The following is a 20,548-nucleotide window of genomic DNA, read 5'->3' on the forward strand; positions in this document are numbered from 1 at the left end:
GGACTACTCGAAGATTTTGCCCGGGTTCATGATTCCGCGTGGGTCGAGGGCGTTCTTCACCGATCGATGCATGTCCAGGACGACCGGATCGAGTTCCTGGGCGAGGCCGTCCATCTTCAGTAGACCGACACCGTGCTCGCCGGTGACCGTGCCGCCGAGTTCCAGTGCCGCGTCGATGATGTCCGCGAACGCGGCCTGCGCGCGGGCGCGGGCGGCCTCGTCGTCGCGCGGTGTGATGAGGAGTGGGTGCAGGTTTCCGTCGCCGGCGTGTGCGATGTTGGCGATGGTGGTCCCGTGGTCGATACCGATCTGTTCGATGCGCGCAAGCATCTCGGGGACAGCCCGTTTCGGCACGCACACGTCTTCGGTGAGGACCGGTCCGAGCCGCTCCATCGCGGGGTAGGCCAGACGACGCGCAGCGAACAACGCGTCGGCTTCCTCCTGGTCGGTGGAGACGGCAGACCAGGTGGCTCCGGCTTCCTCGAAGCACGACAGCATCTTCTCCGCTTCCTGGTCGCCGACGACTCCCGCGGTGTCGATTCGGCCGAGCAGAACGACGTTCGCCTCCACCGACAGTCCCATTTTCTTCCACGCGTCGACGGCGATGAGGCACTGCTTGTCCACCAGTTCGAGCGCCGACGGGGTGAGCCCCGCAGCGGCCACCGCGCTGACGGCCCGGCCCGCGTCGACGATGGAGTCGAAGTAGCCGGCCACCGTGCGCTGCGGGTCCTGGAGTGGACGCAGCTTGACGGTGATTTCGGTGATGACGCCGAGCGTTCCCTCGGACCCGACCATGAGACCCGCCAGATCGTAACCGGCCACACCCTTGGCGGTCTTGCGGCCGAGGCGCACGAGGTCACCGGTGCCGGTGACGATCTGCATGCCGAGCACGTAGTCACGGGTGACGCCGTACTTGACGCAGCACAGTCCGCCCGCGTTGGTGGCAACGTTCCCTCCGATCGTCGACCACGGTGAACTGGCCGGATCCGGCGGATACCAGAGTCCGTGTTCGGCGCACGCGGCGCGGAGATGGTCGTTCACCACGCCGGGCTCGACGACGGCATACCGCTCGAGCGGATCGATTTCCTTGATCGCGTTCATGCCCTCGAGGGCGAGGACGACGCAGCCGTCGGTGGCGTTCGCTCCGCCGGACAGACCGGTCCCGGCGCCCCGGGTGACGACGGCGGTGTCGTGGTCGAGGCAGGCGCGCACGACAGCCTGGACTTCGAGGGCCGTTCGGGGCCTGACGACCGCGAGTGGAGCGGCGTACGGCGCCCACTCGGCTTCGTCGTGCTGGTACTTCGCGACGACGTCGGGGTCGCGCACGACGCGATCCGCGGGGAGGGATGCCAACACTGCATCGATCAACATGGCGAAAACCGGTCCTTTGCGGGCGAGAAGGTGATGTCTCGAATCTAGCTGTGATCTGCATCTCGGCCAATGTAGATTTCATCTATCAAATCCAGGAATCCATGGATGGAGGCACCAGTGAGTACTGCCGATCGCGGCTGGATGGAACTGCTGCTCGACGACGCACCCATCGACGAACTCGATGCCCTCCGGCGCACGTTGATCGAGGAATCCGACGCGTCCGACAGGGCCGCGGTCGAACGCGAAGCCAACGCCGCACTTCGGCTCCGGGCGCAGCTCGACCAGCGCCAACAGCGCAGTAGGGAGTTGGCGGCGCTCAACGACATCGCCGCCCGATTGACGACCGTCCGCTACGACCGGGTGTTGCTGCAGGAAGTGGTCGATCAGGCGCGGCAACTGCTCGGTGTGGATCTCGCCTACATGGGGTCGGTCTACGACGAGGAATTCGTCATCGAGGTCACCAGCGGGGCCCTGACCCCGAACCTCGTCGGAATCCGGTTGTCCCTGGACGAAGGACTCGTGGGCCTGATCGTCCGCAGGTCCGCGCCGGAGTGGACGCCCGACTACCAGAGCGAACCGGCGTTCCGGCACATCACCGGAGCCGACAGCGCAGCGCGGTCGGAGAACATGCGCGGCCTGCTCGGGGTGCCCCTGCGCGTCGCCGACCGCGTCATCGGTGCCCTGTTCGCGTGCAAGCGTCAGGAGCGGGCGTTCACCGAATCCGAGATCGCGCTGTTGTCGGCGCTGGCAGCCCATGCGGCGATCGCGATCGAGAACGTTCGCTCGTTGGAACGTGAGCGAGACACCATCGCACGGCTCGAATCGGTGAACGCCGAATTATCGCAGCGCACAACCGAGCTCGAACAGATACTGCAATGGGATCGGACGCTGACTCAGGTGGTGCTGCTCGGCGCCGGGGTGCAGCGTCTGGTGCAGGAGGTCGCCCAACTCTCCCGGCAACCGGCCTATTTCGTGCAGGACGAATCCGAGTTGCCCGTGGACCTGATGCCGCACGCCGACGAGGTGTCGGCGGCGGTCCGTGAGCTGCGCGCGGGCGGCAACGACCACGCCGAACGCGGCGAGGTGATCGCGCAGCGTGTCGCGGCTGCCGGCGAGATGCTCGGCGCGCTCCTGTCCGTGGGAGCCGGGCAGCCGACCACTCGCCTCCTGCTCGAACGCGCGGCACCCGCGATCGCACTGTCGCTCGCCGAGGAACGTGCGGCGGGGGAGGCGACGCGTCGCGCACGGGATGCGTTTCTCGTCGACCTCCTGACCCATCCCGCCGCCACCGCACAGGACGAGCGCCGCCAACTGCGGTTGGCCGGACTCAACCCCGACACGACGTACTGCGTCGCCGTGGCGATCGCCGCGGGCCAGGACACGGTCCGCACCGCTCTCGGGACATTGCCCTTCCCCTCGGGAACCGTTGCAGCGGAGCATGGCTCCCGCGCCCTGGCGGTCGTGCCCGCCAAAAATTCGGCCTCCGCCCAGGCGGTGTTCACCGCCGGACGGCTCGGCGCGACGATCGGTATCGCGGAGCCCGCGCGTGGCGCGAAGGCGCTCGCGCGCGCCTACGTCGAAGCCCAGCAGACCGTCGATGTGCTCGACACATTGGGACGCGCAGGCGAGGTCTCGTCCGCGCGCGGTCTGGGCATCTACCGGATCCTGCTGAGCCACATGGCGCGTGAGCACCTCGACGAGCTCACCGAGGCGCAACTGGGCCCGCTGATGGCCGAGCAGGCCAAACGCGGAGTGCCACTGCTGGAAACACTGTCCGAGTATCTGGCTCACGGCCGTCACCATTCGGCGACCGCGTCGAGTCTCGGCGTGCACGTCAACACCCTCTACCAGCGTCTCGACGCGATCGACCGCCTCCTCGGCCCGGACTGGCGCGACCCCGACAAGGCTCTCGATCTGCAGGTGCTGATGCGGTTGCGGAGAACCGCGGAACTACTCGGCGCACGAACTCGGTGACACGGTTCAGGCGCTGATGCCGCCCGTGAGGATGGCGGCGAGTTCGGCGTAGGCGTGCGCGTCGTCGAGCCCGGTGCTGTCGCGGACCCCGCGCTGCTGGATGCGGACCATCATGGTGGCGGCGAGGTCGGCGGCGAAGGCGGCGTGCACGTCGCGGAAGTCCCCGCCGGCGACGCCTTCGGTGATCAACTCCTGGACCCGGCCGGCCGCGAACTGCGTGTTCCGTTCGTACACCTCCCGTGCCGGCGGGAAGGCGTCGAGGTCGGTCATGAACTGGTCGGACGCGGCCGACAGTGCGGTGCCCACGGCCGACAGATAGGCGGTGATCCGCTCGCGGGCCCCGGTGATCGGCTCGATGTGCGACTCGACGTCGTCGGTCGCGCGGCGGAAGAAGTGCACGGTGGCGGCCCGGACCAGCTGTTCCTTGCTGCCGGCGAGGGTGTACAGCGTCGACTTCGAACAGCGCAGCCGGTTCGCGATCTCGTCGAGCGTCAGGTGGGCGAACCCCTCGACCAGGATCAGGTCGACGAGGGCGTCGAAGAGCTGGGTGCGCCGTCGGGTGGCGAAACCGGTTCGGGTGGGCTGCTCCATGACAGAAATAGTACTGGGCGATGCCTTGCAGTACTATTTCGCAATCAGTACCCTGGGGCGTAATCCAGTACTGTTTTCCGTAGCCTTCTCGAGGAGAAACCGTGGCCGTCGATCGCTTGCTGCCTACTGACGAAGCCCGTGACCTGATCCAGCTCACGCGTGACGTCGCCGACAAGGTCCTGACGCCGATCGTCGACGAGCACGAGAAGGCGGAGACCTACCCCGAAGGCGTGTTCGCCACCCTCGGCGAGGCCGGACTGCTGAGCCTGCCGTACCCGGAGGAGTGGGGCGGCGGCGCGCAGCCGTACGAGGTGTACCTGCAGGTGCTCGAGGAGATCGCCGCCCGCTGGGCATCGGTCGCGGTCGCGGTCAGCGTCCACAGCCTCGCCTGCCACCCGCTGATGGCGTTCGGCACGGACGAGCAGAAGCAGCAGTGGCTCCCGGAGATGCTCGGCGGCAACACCATCGGCGCCTACAGCCTGTCCGAGCCGCAGGCCGGATCCGACGCCGCCGCACTGACCTGCAAGGCCTCCGCAACCGACGGCGGGTACGTCGTCAACGGCGCGAAGGCGTGGATCACCCACGGCGGCATCGCCGATTTCTACAACCTCTTCGCCCGCACCGGTGAGGGATCGAAGGGGATCTCCTGCTTCCTGGTCCCCAAGGACACCGAGGGCCTGACGTTCGGCAAGCCCGAGGAGAAGATGGGCCTGCACGCCGTGCCGACGACGTCCGCGCACTACGACGACGCCTTCGTGCCCGCGGAACGACGTATCGGCGCGGAAGGCCAGGGTCTGCAGATCGCGTTCAGCGCACTCGATTCCGGCCGCCTGGGCATCGCCGCCGTCGCTGTCGGTCTCGCGCAGGCCGCCCTCGACGAGGCCGTCGCCTACGCCCAGGAACGGACTGCGTTCGGCAAGAAGATCATCGACCACCAGGGGCTCGGCTTCCTGCTCGCCGACATGGCGGCGGCCGTCGACTCCGCGCGCGCCACCTACATCGACGCGGCCCGCCGCCGCGACGCCGGCCTGCCGTACTCCCGCAACGCGTCGGTCGCCAAGCTCGTCGCCACCGATGCCGCCATGAAGGTCACCACCGACGCCGTCCAGGTGCTCGGCGGCTACGGCTACACCCGCGACTTCCGCGTCGAGCGGTACATGCGGGAAGCGAAGATCACGCAGATCTTCGAGGGCACCAACCAGATTCAGCGCCTGGTCATCAGCCGTACCCTCGCCGCGAACTGACGTACCCACCCCCGAGAAAGGCTCCTCCTGATATGCCCACCTCTGTGATCGTCGCAGGCGCCCGCACCCCGATCGGCCGGCTGCAGGGTTCGCTCGCCGGGTTCTCCGGCGCCGACCTCGGCGGAATCGCCATCGACGCGGCGCTCGGCAAGGCCGGTGTGGCCCCGGACCAGGTGCAGTACGTCATCATGGGTCAGGTCCTCACCGCCGGCGCCGGGCAGATGCCCGCCCGTCAGGCCGCCGCGAAGGCCGGCATCCCGATGAGCACCCCGTCGCTGAACATCAACAAGGTCTGCCTGTCGGGGGTCGAGTCGATCATCCTCGCCGACCAGTTCATCCGGTCCGGCGCATTCGACGTGATCGTCGCCGGCGGCATGGAGTCGATGAGCCAGGCACCGCACCTGCTGCCCGGTTCACGCGGCGGTTTCAAGTACGGCGACGTCACCCTCGTCGACCACATGGCCCTCGACGGGTTGCACGACGCGTTCACCGATCAGCCGATGGGGCTGCTCACCGAGGCCGGCAACGACAGCGACGTCATCGCCCGCGAGGACCAGGACGCGTTCGCGGCCCGCTCCCACCAGCTGGCCGCCAAGGCCTGGGACAACGGGATCTTCGACGACGAGGTCGTCCCGGTCGAGATCCCCGCCCGCCGCGGTGAGAGCACCTGGCTGCGCCGCGACGAAGGCATCCGCCCCGACACCACGCCCGAAACCCTGGCGCGGTTGCGTGGCGCGTTCCGCGACGGCGGCACAGTCACCGCGGGGAACGCGTCGACGATCAACGACGGCGCCGCCGCCGTGGTGGTGATGAGCAAGGAACGCGCCGAGGCCGAGGGACTGACCTGGCTGGCCGAGATCGGCGAGCACGGCATGGTCGCCGGACCGGATTCGGGTCTGCAGTTCCAGCCGTCCGGTGCCATCGCGAAAGCCTGTGATGCAGCCGGTATCGCGCCCGCCGAGCTGGATCTGATCGAGATCAACGAGGCGTTCGCGGCGGTCGGGATCGCCTCCACCCGCGAACTCGGCGTCGACCCCGACCGGGTCAACGTCAACGGCGGTGCGATCGCCCTCGGTCACCCGATCGGCATGTCCGGCGCCCGCATCACCCTGCACCTCGCGCTCGAGTTGCAGCGCCGCGGCGGCGGCACCGGCGCCGTCGCCCTGTGCGGCGGCGGCGGACAGGGCGACGCCCTGATCCTGCGCGTCCCCTGACAACCCCGCTTACCCACCACTGCCGCAAACCTATTCGAGGAGAACTTTGTGAAGATCGATGGAGCCGTCGCTGTCGTCACCGGCGGAGCATCCGGACTCGGCAACGCCACCGCCCGGGCCCTGCACGAGCGCGGCGCCCAGGTCGTGCTGCTCGACCTCCCGTCGTCCGACGGGGAAGTGGCCGCCAAGGAGATCGGGAAGGGCGCCTACTTCACGGCCGCCGACGTCACCTCCGCCGGTGACGTCACGTCCGCGATCGACTTCGCCGCGTCGCTCGGCGACCTTCGCGTGGTGGTCAACTGCGCCGGAATCGCCACGCCCGGCAAGGTTCTCGGCAAGGCCGGCGCCCTTCCCCTCGCGGACTTCGAACGCGTCGTCCGCATCAACCTCGTCGGCACGTTCAACGTCCTCCGCCTCGCCGCCGAGAAGATCGCCCAGACCGAACCCGTCGATGGGGAACGCGGCGTCATCATCGACACCGCCTCCGTCGCCGCATTCGACGGCCAGATCGGTCAGCCCGCCTACGCGGCGTCGAAGGGCGGCGTCGCCGCCATGACACTGCCGATCGCCCGCGAACTGGCCCGCCACCTCATCCGCGTCGTCACCATCGCACCCGGAATCTTCGAAACGCCCATGATGGCCGGGCTTCCCGAGGAGGCCCAGAAGTCCCTCGGACAGCAGGTGCCGCACCCCTCCCGGCTCGGCAAGGCTGCCGAATACGCCGCCCTCGCCGCGCACATCATCGACAACGCCATGCTCAACGGCGAAACCATCCGCCTCGACGGAGCCATCCGCATGGGTCCCAGGTAGGCGACCCGACACCGGTACGATCCGTCACCACCTGACGGGTTGGACTCGAGTGCGGGGAAGACGTCCTCGGCACGGATGACCTGCGCTGGAGCTGACTTGAATTCAGCGAACGCGTGAACGCGGTGCCGAGGCCAGCCAGTCGATGATCTCCGCGGTGCGCTCTCCCCATGCCGGGACGGGCTTCAGTAGCGGCCGTGTCCCGGCGAACGTGACCGGGGGGATCAGTGTTCGGACGACGCCTTCCGGTGTCGCAACGCCTTCCCAACGGTCCCTGGCCATGAAGTTGCGGATGGTCCGCACATGCACGGACAGTGCGTTGTTCGGCGAACGCGATTGCCGATTCGTCCAGGAGTCTTCGCACCTGGGCCGAGTCGAGGGAGCCGAGCACGATGTACGCCGAGGATATGCTGTTCGTCGCCAACGACATCGGCCGGTTCTCGATCGGCAGCACCACGGACGGTCTTCGACCCAACTCCGATGGCTCGCTGACGATTCACCTGCGCCACACCCGACCCGAGGACCCGGCCGAGGCGGCGAACTGGCTCCCCGCGCCCGCCGGGTCGTTCAACACCACGATGCGCTTCTACGCCCCACTCGCACCCGTCCTGGACGGTAGCTACCACCTGCCCCCCATCCAGATAGCCTGACCAGGCCACTGACAGAACGCACCTTCCGCCACCGGGTATGTCGAATCCCACCGGCTCGTCCCGACAGCGTGGTCCCTTACCGGAGAACTCGCTGGCCAGCACGAACCCCGATAGCCCCATGCCGCGGTGACATCCCCATTTCAAGCGCTAAAAGATGGGTGGAGCCTCTGTAAGGCAGAAACCGAGCGGAATCCAGAACCCCGACCACCAGGTCGATGCGCGGGCTGCAACCTATTGGGTGCTGCGGACTTTCGCTTTGTCCCGTTCCGGGTTCGCGAGCAGAACGGCGAGCAGTGCGCACAGCGCGGCGACGACACCGAGGACCTGGAAGGAGGTCGCGTAGCCTGCCGCTGGTGTGCTCGCGGCGTCGACGATGAGCCCGGTCCCGTAGGGGGCGATGAGGCCGCCGATCGCCATGATCGCCAAAAACACCCCCATCGTTCCCGCGGTCTGGCGCGGCGGACAGATCTCCGAGATCGCAGCGTTGAGCATCGGGAAGACCGGCGATGCGAATCCGTAGCCGAGCGAGACGACGAGCACCGCCAGGGCGGGGGAATCGATGGCTGGCAGGACGAGAAGGAAAGCACCGCAGAACAATACGCCGGTAGCTGGGAGCACGATGCGGATGAGACGGCTTGACACGCCTCGGGTGATGAGACGGTCACCGATCGTCGACGTCAGCAGCATCAGGATCAACCCGGTGATGCTGGGGAAGGCGAACATGGATCCGGCCTGCAGTCGACTGTAGCCGAGGCCTACCTCGAAGTAGGACGGCAACCAGGTGAGGATGACAGAGGACATGGCGTAGCAACTCATCACCAGAAATACGCCGCTGACGAAGGTCCGGGTGGTGAAGATCCGAACCCACGGGATGGTCGGTTCAGCCGACTCGGCCGACGCTGCGTCCTGCACGGCCTCGTCCTTCTTGTTGCTTCCGACGTACGGGCCTTGTCGCCACAGGGCCACCCACACGACACACCATGCGACACCTGCGATGGAAAGGGCTACCAGCGCGCTTCGCCACCCCATTGTGACGGTGACGTAGGCCAGGAGCGGAGCCACCGCGATCTTCGCCACCGAGGCGGAGCCGGCAAGCAACGCGCCGGGCAGGGCGCGCCGCGTCGGGGGATGCCAGGAATATGCGGCAGTGTGCAGCAGCGCGGACGTGGGCCCCTCGGCGAGGCCCAGCACCAATCGACTCACTAGCAGGACTGCGAACGTCGCGGTGATGACCATGGGCAACATCACCACCGACCATCCCAGCGCGAGCAGGACGAGTGCCCATCGCAGAGTCAACCACCGGTTGAGAGCGCCGGCGAAGAACCCACCGATAGTGAAGGTGAGGAAGAACAGGCTGCCGACGAGGCCGATTTGGGACGAGCGCAGTCCCAATTCCTCCGCCAACGGCTGGGCGATGATGCCCAAGACCACCTTGTCGCCGTAGTTGACGATGTAGAGCAGAACGAGCAGGGAGGTCAGGCCCCATGCGGTACGGCGGGATTCGGCGCCGGGCTCGATCACCCGCACCGCCGCTTTCTTGAAGGTTCCGGTACTCATTTTCTACTGGTCCTCTCGGGTTGCGATCGCTCGGTGGGCTTTGCAATCACTGCCGGGAACGCTGTAGTTGACAGCGCCCGACGGGGCATCGGATCGGCGTGATTGAGGTAGAGAGTTGTTTTCGTGGCTGTCGGTGTAGCGGCAGGTCATTGCCCGGGCCGAGACCCGGGCATGGGGACGGTCACCGGCCCGCGGTCGGGACGGGTTCGGTGACCGCGAACTCCTCACGCAGGTCCGCGGTGTGTTGTCCGAGGACAGGAATACCGCCCATCACTGCTTCTCGGCTGCCGGCGACGACGACCGGCGGCAGGAGGCTGCGGACCGGACCGCCGGCTGATTCGACGGTGCGCCAGCGGTCGCGTGCCACCAATTGCGGATGGTGCGCGAACTCACCCATCGTGCGTAGCCGGGCGTTCGCGATCCCGATTTCCTCGAGTGCCGCGGTGACCTCGTCGGCGTCGTACTGCGCGAGGGCCTCTTCGATGAGTTGGGTCAGCTGCGCGTTGTGTACGACGCGCTCGGAATTGGTCACGAATCGTTCATCGGATGCCAACGCCGGATTCACCAGGACCCGTTCGCAGAACACCGCCCACTCGCGGTCGTTCTGCACTCCGATGAAAACTGTTGCGTTGCCGCCGGTTCGGTACGGCCCGTAGGGTGCGATCGAGAAGTGCCGAGGACCTGTCCGCGGCAGCGGCGCGCCGGCGTACTCGCTGTAGAGGTAGGGCTGGCTCATCCATTCGCCCAGCGCATCGATCATCGCGACTTCGAGTGCGGTTCCGTCTCCGGTGCGTTGGCGCTCGTAGAGGGCTGTGAGGATGCCGCTGAAGGCGTACATCCCCGTGGCGATGTCCGCGATGGAGATGCCGACCTTGACCGGTTCCTCTGCGGTGCCCGTCACCGACAGCAGTCCGGTCTCGCACTGGACGAGCAGGTCGTAGGCCTTCTTGCCGCTGTAGGGTCCGCCCGGCCCATATCCCGAGATCGAGCAGACAATCAGGTCTGGATGATCCGCTCGAAGTGTGTCGGCGTCGAGCCCGAGACGCGCGGCCGCGCCGGGCGCCAGGTTCTGAACGAAGATATCGGCGTTCGCGATCATGCGTTTGACCAGTGCGAGGTCCGCGGGCTGCTTCACGTCGAGCGCGGCGCTCTGTTTGCCCCGGTTCAACCAGGCAAAGTAGCTCGATGTGCCGTGGACGGCCGTGTCGTAGTGCCGTGCGAAATCTCCCGCTCCAGGACGTTCGATCTTGATGACGCGGGCACCGAGATCGGCCAGTTGACGCGTCGCGAACGGCGCGGCCACCGCCTGCTCGAGGGATACCACGGTGAGGTCCGCGAGGGCATTCACGACGTCACCGACCCTTGTCCGGCGGACTGGCAGTGAGACCGCCGTCCTTATCGCAGGCATACCGGGTAACGATCCGGGGTGTGGGAGATCGCATCGTCATGCGCTGATCACCCCCGCCAGCAGCAGGTCGTCGATCGCAGTGGAGTCGAGACCGCTGTCGACGAGGACTTCGCGGGTCTGGGCACCGACCGTCGGCGCCGGCCGCGGATGCGCTGGCGGGGTCATGCTGAACCGCGGTCCGGGCATCGGCTGCGAGATCCCCGCCGCGTCGCGGGTGAAGGTGCGGCGCGCCAGATTGTGGGGGTGCTCGAGCGCTTCGCGCATCGAGAGTACGGGCGTGACACATGCTTCCTGGCCATCGAATAGCCGGGCCCATGCGTCGCGCGACCGGGTGCGGAACAGCTCTTCGAGGCGCTTGTGCATCCGCGGCCACTGTTCGACATCGTTCTGGTTGGCGAAGTCCGAGTCGTCGGTGAGTCCGAGAACCCCAAGCATGTGGTCATAGAACTGTGGTTCGACGCAGCCCACGGCCAGATGCTCGTCGTCGGCGCAGCGATACACCCGGTACCAGGGTGCGCCGCCATCGAGACGGTTCACCCCGCGCCGGTCCTGCCAGCGACCCTGACCGAGGAAGCCGTAGGTCATGGCCATCAGTAGGGCGCTGCCGTCGACCATTGCGGCGTCGACCACTTGCCCGGTGCCGCTCATTTTCGCCTGCACCAGCGCGCTCACTACGCCGAAGGCGAGGAGCATTCCGCCGCCACCGAAGTCCCCGATGAGGTTCAGTGGAACAACAGGGTCACCGTCGGCGGGCCCGATCGCGTGCAGTGCACCGCTGAGTGCGATGTAGTTGATGTCGTGTCCGGGTGCCTGTGCCAGGGGACCGTCCTGTCCCCAGCCGGTCATTCGCCCGTAGACGAGTGCAGGATTGGCTGTGAGCAGGGCGTCGGGTCCTACACCGAGACGCTCCGCGACGCCGGGCCGGTAACCCTCGATGGCCGCGTCGCAGTGTGCCGCGAGGGTCGTCACGAGTTCGACGCCGCGCGGCTGTTTGAGATCGATCACGATTGATCTGCGGTTTCGGTTGAGCACTGGGTGGCCTGGCTGGCCTGGACGGTCGATGCGAATGACGTCGGCGCCGAGATCGGCGAGCATCATGCCGGCGAACGGTGTCGGGCCGATGCCGCCGATCTCGAGAATGCGGGTTCCTGCCAGGGGTCCTGAGGTCTGCATGTGGGTCACACTCCCTGCCAGACGGGCTGGCGTTTCTCGGCGAAGGCACGTGCGCCTTCCTTTGCGTCCTGGGATTCGAATGCTGTCTGTGCGATTGCCCGCTGCTGGTCGTAGGCCTCGTCGGGCGACCACCGCGGTGCGCGTTGCATGATTTCCTTGCTCGCTTTGAGCGCGAGGGGTCCGTTGGCGGCGATTTTGTGTGCGAGCCGCAAGGCGGCGTCGAGGGCAGTGCCTGGAGCGGTCAGGTGGTTGACCAGGCCGGCCGTGTGCGCGGTGGGAGCGTCCATCAGGTCACCGGTGAGGATGAGTTCCATTGCGAGCTGGTACGGAATGCGCTGGGGTAGTCGCAGCAGCGCGCCCCCGACTGCGACGAGTCCACGTTTGACCTCTGGCACACCGAATTTGGCGTTCTCGGCGGCGACGACCATGTCGCAGGCGAGGACGAGTTCGCAGCCTCCGGCGACGGCAGCACCTTCGACCGCGGCAATGGTTGGTGTCTTCGGTGGCTGGTCGGTGAAGCCGGCGAAACCGCGGCCCGGCAGTGAAGCGCGTTCGCCGTCGAGGAACGCCTTGAGGTCCATTCCGGAGCAGAAAGTCCCACCGGATCCGGTCAGGACGGTGACCCGGACGTCGGCGCGTGCGTCGATTTCGTCGACTGCGGCCGCAACATCGGCTGCGAGTGCAGCGTTGGCGGCGTTACGTACCTCGGGGCGGTTGAGGGTGATGACGGCGACGCCGTCGTTGACGTCGAGGGTGACGATGTCGGACATGAATGCGTCTCCTGTCAGCGGGGTGCCATGCGGATGGCGCCGTCGAGGCGGACCACCTCGCCGTTGAGGTAACCGTTGGTGAGCATGGTCGCGGCGAGGTCGGCGTACTCGGTGGGATCGCCCAGTCGGGGTGGGTTGGGCACGGACGCTGCAAGACTCGACTTGACGTCCTCGGACAGACGCGCCAGCAGTGGGGTGTCGAAGGTGCCGGGTGCGATGGTGTTGACCCGGATTCGGAAGTCGGCGAGGTCGCGGGCAGCGCACAGGGTCATTCCGACGATCGCAGCCTTCGATGCGGTGTAGGCGATCTGCCCGATCTGGCCCTCGAACGCCGCGACCGATGCGGTCATCACGATGGCGCCGCGTTCACCGTCGACCTCGTCGTTGCCGGCCATCCGGGCGGATGCGAGGCGCAGTGCGTTGAAGGTTCCGAACAGGTTCAGCTGGGTGACCTGTTGGAATTCGTGCAGTGGGAAGGGTTCGTGGTTGCGGTTGAGCAGGCGCTTGGGCAGCCCCCGACCGGGGCAGTGCACGAGGGCGCGGACCGGGCCGAATTCTTCTGCGGTGTCGAATACCCGCGTCATGTCGTCCTCGGACGTGACGTCCGCGGTCACGTAGTGCACCCGGTGACCATTGTGTCCTGCCGCTTCCGGCGGGGCGATGTCGGCGGCGACGACGGTCGCGCCGGCGGCGGCGAGCCGGTGTACGGTGGCCGCCCCCAGACCGCTTGCGCCGCCGGTCACGACACATACAGAGTTGTCGATCTTCATGTGCAGATATCTCTTTCGGTGTGTTACGCGATGGATTTGCTGATTACGGTCTTGAGTACTTCGCTGGTGCCGCCGAAGATTCGGGTCACCCGGGCATCGGCATACAGACGGGCGATCGGATACTCGAGGACATATCCGTAGCCGCCGTGCAACTGCAGGCACTTGTCGACCACTCGACCCTGGGCCTCGGTGCAGAACAGTTTCGCGGCGGCGGCGTCGGCCGGGGAGAGTTCCCCGGCGTCGTGCAGTTCGAGGCATTGGTCGACCAGCGCCTGCGCGGCGAGTACTTCGGTGTGGCACTCGGCGAGGACGAATTTGGTGTTCTGGAAGCTCGAGAGCGGCTTCCCGAACACGGTGCGGCCCGCAACGTAGTCCTTGGCCATCCGGACTGCGGCGGCCGCAGCCGCGTAGGCCCCGACTGCGATGGACAGCCGTTCCTGAGCGAGGTTGTGGGTCAGGTACTCGAACGCGCGTCCCTCCTCGCCGAGGAGGCGATCCGCGGTGACGACGACGTCGGTGAAGGCGAGTTCGACCGTATCCTGCGCACGCACGCCGATCTTGTCCAGATGGCGGCCGACGGTGAAGCCGGAACTGGCCGCGTCGACGAGCAGGATCGAAAGGCCGGAGCGGCGATTGGTCTCGGTCGGCGGCGACGTCCGGCACACGACGAGGACGAGGCCCGCGTTCGCACCGCCGGTGATGAATGTCTTTGCGCCGTTGAGGATGTAGTGGTCGCCCTGCAGCCGCGCGGTGGTACGGATGTTCGCGAGGTCGGAGCCGGTACCGGGTTCGGTCATGGCAATCGAGGTCATGCATTCGCCGCTGACGATTCCGGGCATCCAGGTGTCGAGCTGTTCGGTGGTTGCGTACTCGAGCAGGTAGGGCAGGACGATGTCGGTGTGGACTCGCAGCGCACCGAAGGTGACCGCCGCCCGTGCTGTCTCCTCGGCGAGGACGGCACTGAATTTCAGGCTGTCGATCCCGCCGCCGCCCCACTTCTCGGGTACCTGGATGCCGGGGATACCGAGTTCACCGAGTCTGCGGTAGAAGCTCTTCGGAGGTGCCCCATCGGCCTCCCACTCGGCATAGTGTGGAACGACCTCGTGCTCGATGAACGAGCGGATGGTCCGGCGAAACGCCTCGTGTTCGTCGCCGTAGATTCTGCGTCGCACTATGTTGTCCTTGTCAGGTGGGGGAGCTGGTAGTCAGTTCGCCGAGGACCGCTGCCCGGATGCTGGAGCGGCTGATCTTGCCGGTCGGGGTGCGGGGGAGCTCGTCCCAGAACACGAAATCGCGTGGAATTTTGAACTTCGCCAGGTGGGAGCGGCTGTGCTCGAGCAGGCGCGTAATCGTGGTGTCGTTGCCGGGCTCTCCGGCCACCAGTTGCACCACCGCCATCACCTTCTGGCCCCACTCGGGGTCCGGTGCACCGATGACGGCGACATCGGCCACCGTCGGTTCGGAGATGAGCGCGGCTTCCACTTCGGCCGGGTAGATGTTCACGCCACCGGAGATGATCAGGTCGGTGCGGCGGTCCTGCATGAACAGGTAACCGTCGGGGTCGAGGTAGCCGACGTCGCCGGCGGAGTAGAACTCACCGCGCCACTGAGCCGCCGTCTCCGCTTCCTTGCCTCGGTAGCGGAAGGCAGTGCCGCCCTTGACGAAAATTTCGCCTGGTTGCCCGGCAGGCTGTTCGGTACCGTCGGCACCGAAGATTTTGATCTCGATCCCGGCGGCGGGTCTGCCGACCGACCCCGGGCGGGCCACCCACTGGTGTGAATCGATGACCGTGGCGATGCCGGTTTCGGAGGAACCGTAGTACTCATACACGGCGGGGCCGAACCAGTCGATGATCGCCTTCTTGACATGGATCGGGCACGGAGCACCGGAGTGCATCACGGCCTGCAGGCTGGAGATGTCGAACCGATCGCGCTCGGCATCATCAACTGAGAGGAGGCGGTGGAACATCAGCGGCACCATGAATGAGGTGGTGACGCGGTGGTGTTCGATGAGTTCGAGTGTTCGTACCGGGTCGAATCGGCCGGCGAGCACCACCGTGTGCCCGAGATGCAACCCGCCGATCGCGTTCATGTTGGGCGCGGAGTGATAGAGCGGAGCGACGACCAAGTGCGCACCGGAACCAGGCTCGATGCCGAAGCGTTCGGCCCGCCCGCGCGATACCGCCCTGCTGGCGGCGTCCGGTGTCCCATCCGGTAGCGGACGGCGGATCCCTTTCGGTCGCCCGGTCGTTCCTGAGCTGTACAGCTGCAGCATGCCGCTACTGCGGTTGGGCGGTGGACTCACCGGTTGGCGAGTGCTCAGTTCCTCCAGATTCAGCGAGTCCGGGAAGGCCCCGAACACCAGGATGCTGCCGGCGGGCATACCCGCGATACTGCGTGCGCGCTGTATATCGGTGGCGAAGGACAGGTTCGTAACCACGAACTCGGCGCCACAGTCGGCCAAAATGTACGCAGCCTCGTCGGGCGTGAGGTGCCAGTTGATCGGCGTGAGATACAGCCCGATCTGGTCGGTGGCCAGTTGCAATGCCAACATCTCCCGGCTGTTGCCCAGCACGGCGGCGACAGTCTGACCGCGGACGAGACCGAGCTCGAGCAGCGCACGGGACAGCTGATTGACTTGGGCGCCGAGCTCGCTGTAGCTGACCTCGGTGTTGTCCTCGTCGATGACCAATGCGATCTTGTCGGGCATCGCTGTGGCGTAATCGTAAAAGCCCAGTGGCTCTAGCACATTCGGTTCGGGACGAGATTCGGGATTCATATCACTCTCCTTCGGGCGAGCTCACGGGAGCTGATTGGACAAAACGAGCGTGGCGGCCTCGGTGAAGAAGTGACCGACACCCTGCACGACACTGAGTTCGACGTCCGCAACCTGCGCGTACGCCTGTTTGCGCAGCTGACGCACCGATTCCTGAATTGCGAACATGCCGTACATACCGGTGTGCGTGTAGCACAGACCGCCACCATTCGTATTGACTGGCAGCTGGCCGCCGGGGGCGGTGTTGCCTTCGGCGATGAACGCACCGGCCTCACCTCGGCCGACGAACCCGAGCGCCTCGAGACCGTAGATCGGTAGATGCGCGAAGGCGTCGTAGAGCATGAGGTGGTCGATGTCCGTACGGTGGATCCCGGCTTCGACGAATGCGGACCGTGAGGAGCGCTCGAACGCCTCCGCCCTGGTCAGGTCGGGCATTTGCGAGACCAGTGGACTGTCTGCGGCCTGGCCTGATCCGAGCAGGTACACCGGTTGCTGTCTCAGGTCCCGGGCCCTCTCCGCACTCGTCACCACGAGCGCCCCGCCGCCGTCGGTGACCACGCAGCACTCGAGCTTGTGAAACGGATAGGCGATCATTCGGGAGTCCAGGACGTCCTGCACGGTGAATCGCGAGTTCCTGCTGGCACGCGGATTCCCGTGCGCCCATTCGCTCTGCCGCGCGGGTACCGCTGCGAGCTGATCGGCGGTCGTTCCGGTCTCGTGCATGTAGCGCAGGAACGGCAGGGTGAACAACGTCGGTGGTCCGTAGACACCGAACGGTGCCTCGAATTGACCGAATGCGGAGTCGGCGGTATGACCGCGCGGTGCCCGCCCGACCGCCGATCGTCGCGACTCACCGTGCAAGACCAGGACCGTCTGGGCGTGGCCTGCAGCGATCGCCTCCGCCGCATGCGCGACGTGGACGAGGAACGAGCAGCCTCCGACGGAGGTTCCGTCGAACCAGTTCGGGCGGATGCCGAGCTGGTGGGCGATGTCGACGGGCGAATGCACCGCGCTGGTCACTCCGTCGACGTCGGCGAGGGTCAAACCTGCGTCATCGAGCGCACGCAGAGCTGCGTCCACATGCAGATCCGACTCCGACATGTGCGGCAGGGCACCGAGTTCGGTCTCCGCGGCCCCCACGACAGCGACAGTTCCCGGCTTCATGCCGCAGTCCCGGCCGGCCGGAACATCGGCAAGGTGCGACCGCCGCAGCCCTCGAATGTCACCTCGAGCGCCATGTCCAGGGGCAATGCCTCGGGTGCGATCACAACCTCCCGCAGGTTCGTCATCATCCGGGGCCCTTCTTCGAGCTGCACGATGGCGATGACGTAGGGCACCTCGTCCTCGAACCCGGGTGCGGGCACATGATTGATCACATACGAGTGCAGGCTGGCGCGACCACTCGCTCGTACCCAGTCGATACGCCGAGATCCGCAGGATGGACAGGCCAAACGCGGATAGAAATTGGCGGCGCTGCACTGTGCGCACCGTTGAATCATCAGCTCATGTCGATCCAGTGCGTCCCAGTAGGGCTGAGTGACGGGAGTCGGGATAGGTATGTCCTTCACGGGCATGGGTGAACCTCGTCGTTTGTGGTGAATGGCGCGGCGCCAGCGTGAGACGTGGCACCGGAGAATTGCCTGCTTAACTGACCAGATTGGTACTGTTTCGTCGATCATGGTCTACCTTCTGGTATCGTGTCAAGCAGTCGGGCAGTTCAGGGCGTCCGATAATGTCGACAGCCAGGCGTGGACGAGAGTTCGTCCATCCCTCAGGAAACGAGGATCATGCCGGACATTCGTGAGCGCTGGACCACTCGGCAGGTCGCGTTGCTGAACGACCTCGAAAGTTTGTTCCTGGCAGAAGGATTCCGGCATCTAACGATCAGCGAAATGGCGAGTCGGACACGTTCGTCGCGGCGCACGCTGTACACCGTGGCGGCCAGCAAGGAAGAGCTCGTCCTGGTCGTTGTGGACCGTTTCTACAACCGCATGGGGAAGGACGCCCGCAGCCGGGCGTCAAAGGTCGACGACGTGCACGACAAGATCCAGGCGTACCTGTCCGCCTCGGTCGACCGCAACATGGACATCAGTCCCACGTTCCTCAGGGACGTCGAAGAATATCTACCGACCCGCCATCTCTACGACCGACATCAAGACATGGCCGTCAGTGCCCTCGAAGAAATGATCCGCACCGCAATGGACACCGGTGAACTGCGTAGTGGCTCCCCTGCCCTCATCGCGGAGATCATCGACGCGGTGATCAAACGTCTACGCGATCCCGAAATACTGGCCAAGATCGGCGCATCCAAGAGCGATGTCATGAAAGCCTTTGCTCAACTGTGCCGCGAGGGCATCGTGTAAGACTCCTGACACGCAACGCCTCCGGCCCGGCAGACACCCTGATGCTCGCCGCCCGCAGCACACCTGCCTCAGTGACATCGTCTCCAACGCTGAAGGATTCGCCGAGGCGGACGTCCTGGGGCGATGCCCTCACCGCGGCAACCTCGGGGTCGGCATCGGCTGCCTGATCATCAATGGTGCGTGCGTGACGCCGAAGCGATCATTGCAATGGGCTTCTCGGTCCTCGCCAAAGGGTCGACCATCCGAGGAACGGCGAAGGCATACGAGGGCATCATCGGCAAACGGGTGGACACCGTCGCCGGCACCGTGGTCCACAACGGCGACACCGTCGTGTCGAACGCGACGGCGTCGTCGTGATCGACGCTGCACGCCTACTTCCCGGCCGGTTTCGGTACGTCGAAGCTGCACCTGATCACCCTGGGCGCCGACCTACGCGAGCGCGGCATCGGCCTGAAGGTACTCGCGCAGGGCATCGACACTGCCACCGCCGAGGGCCGCGCGATGTTCGGCATGCTGTCGGTCCTGGCCGAGTTCCAGCGTGAGTTGATCGTGGCCAACACCCGCGACGGGCTGCCTGCCGCTCGGGCCCGCGGTCGTGGGCTGACCCACGCCCCACGGGTGGCGGAATACCGCACCTTTCGAATACCGCACACCGCCAGTCGGCCGGGTACGTCTCTTCCTCGTTCAGCTTGCCCTTGACTCATCCTCGCGATACCTGCAATATTTGTACGGCCAGATTGCAGTCGGGGCTCTCGATTGTCAACATACTTACCGGAAATGCCATGGAAAATATTGTTTTTGAAGGAGAATAACGCCGCAATCATGGCCGTACATTATGGTGGTCTGTGGATCCATTGCGATGACGGCCAATCGATCGGTACGCGTCCACGCCACGCTCGTGAGCGCTGTGCCGCACCGGCGCCGAATCGCAAGCGCCCACCCCTCGAGTAGAGCAGGAGTTCTCCTATGACTCACCGGCCGTCACAGCCGCGTACCGACTCGCCGCGGTATCTGACCGAGGATCGGGTGGCGATCCGTGACCTGGCTCGCGATTTCGCGATGAAGCAGGTGCTTCCGGTCGCCAACGAACTCGACCCGGTGCGCGGCACCATCCCGGACACGGTGAAGAAGGCGATGGCCGAGGTCGGGTTCTTCGGGATCATGATCCCCGAGGAGCACGGCGGTCTCGGTCTCGGSGTGTTCGAGTACTGCCTGGTCGCGGAGGAGTTGTCSCGGGCGTGGATGAGCGTGTCGGGKTTGCTGGCCCGCGGCAACGGGATGGGCGGCGGGTTCACCSCGGAGCAGGAGGCGGCGTTGCTGCCGAAGGTCGCGCGYGGTGAGTACCTGGGCGCGTATGCSCTGTCGGAGGCCGAGGCCGGATCCGATGTGGCGAACATTTCGTGCCGCGCGACCCGCGACGGYGACGAKTGGGTGATCAGCGGCACCAAGATGTGGTGCACGTACGCCGACGAGGCCGACTACCTGGTGCTGTTYGCGCGSACCGATCCGCACAAGGAYCCGGCGAARCCGCACCGGGGGATCAGCGCGTTCCTGATCGACAAGCAGCGCGGCGGGTTCCCGGAGGGGATCAGTGGGACGAAGATCCGCAAGATCGGGTATTTCGGGTGGAGCACGTGGGAGCTTTCGTTCGACGATTTCCGGGTGCCCGCCACGGCGATGCTCGGTGCGGAGGGTAAGGGTTTCTACCTGGCGGTGTCCGGTCTGGAGGTGGGGCGGGCGCATACCGCGGCCCGGGCAATCGGTCTGGCGCGGGGTGCGTTGGAGGATTCGATCGCGTATCTGCACACCCGCCGGCAGTTCGGGCACGAGTTGGCCGATTTCCAGCATCTGCGGTTCAAGATCGCGAAGATGGCCGCCGAC

Annotated in this window: 19 protein-coding genes and 1 pseudogene; 9 read left to right on the forward strand and 11 right to left on the reverse strand. The window is 66.1% G+C overall.

The annotated features are described in order from the left end of the window. Positions 1-3: 3 nt before the first annotated feature. Complete coding sequence (locus tag AC1D1G_RS17505; RefSeq protein WP_477953029.1) at positions 4-1,371, reverse strand: FAD-binding oxidoreductase; 1,368 nt, start codon at positions 1,369-1,371, stop codon at positions 4-6. Between the two features lie 105 nt (positions 1,372-1,476). On the opposite strand from AC1D1G_RS17505, the gene AC1D1G_RS17510 reads away from it, so the two are divergent. Then, positions 1,477-3,345 carry a helix-turn-helix domain-containing protein gene (locus tag AC1D1G_RS17510; RefSeq protein ID WP_283333243.1) on the forward strand — a complete coding sequence of 623 codons (1,869 nt, stop codon included), beginning with the start codon at positions 1,477-1,479 and terminating at the stop codon, positions 3,343-3,345. A gap of 6 nt (positions 3,346-3,351) precedes the next feature. Here AC1D1G_RS17510 and AC1D1G_RS17515 read toward each other — a convergent pair whose 3' ends face one another. Continuing rightward, the gene (locus AC1D1G_RS17515) at positions 3,352-3,936 is read right to left on the reverse strand and encodes a TetR/AcrR family transcriptional regulator (RefSeq protein ID WP_009476362.1); all 585 of its coding nucleotides are present in this window, start codon (positions 3,934-3,936) and stop codon (positions 3,352-3,354) included. A gap of 101 nt (positions 3,937-4,037) precedes the next feature. Here AC1D1G_RS17515 and AC1D1G_RS17520 point away from each other — a divergent pair, with 101 nt between their 5' ends. From AC1D1G_RS17520 to AC1D1G_RS17535, 4 genes are all read left to right on the forward strand, one after another. Beyond that, positions 4,038-5,180 (forward strand): acyl-CoA dehydrogenase family protein, encoded by a 1,143-nt coding sequence (locus AC1D1G_RS17520; RefSeq protein WP_016881871.1) that lies wholly within the window; start codon positions 4,038-4,040, stop codon positions 5,178-5,180. Positions 5,181-5,212: 32 nt separating this feature from the next. Then, positions 5,213-6,394, forward strand: coding sequence for an acetyl-CoA C-acetyltransferase (locus tag AC1D1G_RS17525; RefSeq protein ID WP_477953030.1), 1,182 nt, complete (start codon positions 5,213-5,215; stop codon positions 6,392-6,394). A gap of 48 nt (positions 6,395-6,442) precedes the next feature. After that, complete coding sequence (locus tag AC1D1G_RS17530; RefSeq protein ID WP_317612926.1) at positions 6,443-7,204, forward strand: SDR family NAD(P)-dependent oxidoreductase; 762 nt, start codon at positions 6,443-6,445, stop codon at positions 7,202-7,204. Positions 7,205-7,593: 389 nt separating this feature from the next. Further along, positions 7,594-7,851 (forward strand): DUF1214 domain-containing protein, encoded by a 258-nt coding sequence (locus tag AC1D1G_RS17535; RefSeq protein ID WP_317571416.1) that lies wholly within the window; start codon positions 7,594-7,596, stop codon positions 7,849-7,851. Between the two features lie 231 nt (positions 7,852-8,082). On the opposite strand, the gene AC1D1G_RS17540 is transcribed toward AC1D1G_RS17535, so the two are convergent. The 9 genes from AC1D1G_RS17540 to AC1D1G_RS17580 form a co-directional block, all read right to left on the reverse strand. Further along, positions 8,083-9,408 (reverse strand): MFS transporter, encoded by a 1,326-nt coding sequence (locus tag AC1D1G_RS17540; RefSeq protein WP_317571417.1) that lies wholly within the window; start codon positions 9,406-9,408, stop codon positions 8,083-8,085. Between the two features lie 181 nt (positions 9,409-9,589). After that, positions 9,590-10,756, reverse strand: coding sequence for a CaiB/BaiF CoA transferase family protein (locus AC1D1G_RS17545; RefSeq protein ID WP_317571418.1), 1,167 nt, complete (start codon positions 10,754-10,756; stop codon positions 9,590-9,592). 96 nt (positions 10,757-10,852) lie between these two features. Continuing rightward, entirely contained in the window at positions 10,853-11,989 is a 1,137-nt protein-coding gene (locus AC1D1G_RS17550; RefSeq protein WP_317571419.1) for a CaiB/BaiF CoA transferase family protein, read from the reverse strand. A 5-nt stretch (positions 11,990-11,994) separates the two neighbouring features. Beyond that, positions 11,995-12,759, reverse strand: a complete 765-nt coding sequence (locus AC1D1G_RS17555; protein WP_317571420.1) for a crotonase/enoyl-CoA hydratase family protein — start codon at positions 12,757-12,759, stop codon at positions 11,995-11,997. 14 nt (positions 12,760-12,773) lie between these two features. Then, positions 12,774-13,529 carry an SDR family NAD(P)-dependent oxidoreductase gene (locus AC1D1G_RS17560; RefSeq protein WP_317571421.1) on the reverse strand — a complete coding sequence of 252 codons (756 nt, stop codon included), beginning with the start codon at positions 13,527-13,529 and terminating at the stop codon, positions 12,774-12,776. Positions 13,530-13,552: 23 nt separating this feature from the next. After that, the gene (locus AC1D1G_RS17565; protein ID WP_317571422.1) at positions 13,553-14,701 is read right to left on the reverse strand and encodes an acyl-CoA dehydrogenase family protein; all 1,149 of its coding nucleotides are present in this window, start codon (positions 14,699-14,701) and stop codon (positions 13,553-13,555) included. Positions 14,702-14,714: 13 nt separating this feature from the next. Continuing rightward, positions 14,715-16,307: an AMP-binding protein gene (locus AC1D1G_RS17570; protein ID WP_477953031.1), complete on the reverse strand. Its 1,593-nt coding sequence runs from the start codon at positions 16,305-16,307 to the stop codon at positions 14,715-14,717. A 21-nt stretch (positions 16,308-16,328) separates the two neighbouring features. Continuing rightward, positions 16,329-17,468 carry a thiolase C-terminal domain-containing protein gene (locus AC1D1G_RS17575; RefSeq protein ID WP_477953032.1) on the reverse strand — a complete coding sequence of 380 codons (1,140 nt, stop codon included), beginning with the start codon at positions 17,466-17,468 and terminating at the stop codon, positions 16,329-16,331. Beyond that, the gene (locus AC1D1G_RS17580; RefSeq protein ID WP_317571425.1) at positions 17,465-17,983 is read right to left on the reverse strand and encodes a Zn-ribbon domain-containing OB-fold protein; all 519 of its coding nucleotides are present in this window, start codon (positions 17,981-17,983) and stop codon (positions 17,465-17,467) included. The genes AC1D1G_RS17575 and AC1D1G_RS17580 overlap by 4 nt, the downstream gene beginning before the upstream one ends. A 108-nt stretch (positions 17,984-18,091) precedes the next feature. On the opposite strand from AC1D1G_RS17580, the gene AC1D1G_RS17585 reads away from it, so the two are divergent. The 4 genes and pseudogenes from AC1D1G_RS17585 to AC1D1G_RS17600 form a co-directional block, all read left to right on the forward strand. After that, complete coding sequence (locus AC1D1G_RS17585) at positions 18,092-18,667, forward strand: TetR/AcrR family transcriptional regulator (protein ID WP_477953033.1); 576 nt, start codon at positions 18,092-18,094, stop codon at positions 18,665-18,667. Between the two features lie 180 nt (positions 18,668-18,847). Beyond that, complete coding sequence (locus AC1D1G_RS17590; RefSeq protein WP_477953034.1) at positions 18,848-19,024, forward strand: RraA family protein; 177 nt, start codon at positions 18,848-18,850, stop codon at positions 19,022-19,024. 33 nt (positions 19,025-19,057) lie between these two features. Next, a pseudogene (locus tag AC1D1G_RS17595) lies at positions 19,058-19,264 on the forward strand (recombinase family protein); the annotation flags it as partial. 369 nt (positions 19,265-19,633) lie between these two features. Continuing rightward, on the forward strand, positions 19,634-20,548 hold a 915-nt coding region (locus tag AC1D1G_RS17600; RefSeq protein ID WP_477953035.1), incomplete at its 3' end, for an acyl-CoA dehydrogenase family protein.

It is taken from the genome of Rhodococcus sp. P3_B8 (assembly GCF_056402775.1).

Coding starts and splice junctions, on each gene's coding strand:
- AC1D1G_RS17505 (WP_477953029.1), bottom strand. CDS start 1,371: ATGTTGATCGATGCAGTGTTGGCATCCCTCCCCGCGGATCGCGTCGTG.
- AC1D1G_RS17510 (WP_283333243.1), top strand. CDS start 1,477: ATGGAGGCACCAGTGAGTACTGCCGATCGCGGCTGGATGGAACTGCTG.
- AC1D1G_RS17515 (WP_009476362.1), bottom strand. CDS start 3,936: ATGGAGCAGCCCACCCGAACCGGTTTCGCCACCCGACGGCGCACCCAG.
- AC1D1G_RS17525 (WP_477953030.1), top strand. CDS start 5,213: ATGCCCACCTCTGTGATCGTCGCAGGCGCCCGCACCCCGATCGGCCGG.
- AC1D1G_RS17535 (WP_317571416.1), top strand. CDS start 7,594: ATGTACGCCGAGGATATGCTGTTCGTCGCCAACGACATCGGCCGGTTC.
- AC1D1G_RS17540 (WP_317571417.1), bottom strand. CDS start 9,408: ATGAGTACCGGAACCTTCAAGAAAGCGGCGGTGCGGGTGATCGAGCCC.
- AC1D1G_RS17550 (WP_317571419.1), bottom strand. CDS start 11,989: ATGCAGACCTCAGGACCCCTGGCAGGAACCCGCATTCTCGAGATCGGC.
- AC1D1G_RS17555 (WP_317571420.1), bottom strand. CDS start 12,759: ATGTCCGACATCGTCACCCTCGACGTCAACGACGGCGTCGCCGTCATC.
- AC1D1G_RS17560 (WP_317571421.1), bottom strand. CDS start 13,529: ATGAAGATCGACAACTCTGTATGTGTCGTGACCGGCGGCGCAAGCGGT.
- AC1D1G_RS17570 (WP_477953031.1), bottom strand. CDS start 16,307: ATGAATCCCGAATCTCGTCCCGAACCGAATGTGCTAGAGCCACTGGGC.
- AC1D1G_RS17575 (WP_477953032.1), bottom strand. CDS start 17,468: ATGAAGCCGGGAACTGTCGCTGTCGTGGGGGCCGCGGAGACCGAACTC.
- AC1D1G_RS17580 (WP_317571425.1), bottom strand. CDS start 17,983: ATGATCGACGAAACAGTACCAATCTGGTCAGTTAAGCAGGCAATTCTC.
- AC1D1G_RS17585 (WP_477953033.1), top strand. CDS start 18,092: ATGCCGGACATTCGTGAGCGCTGGACCACTCGGCAGGTCGCGTTGCTG.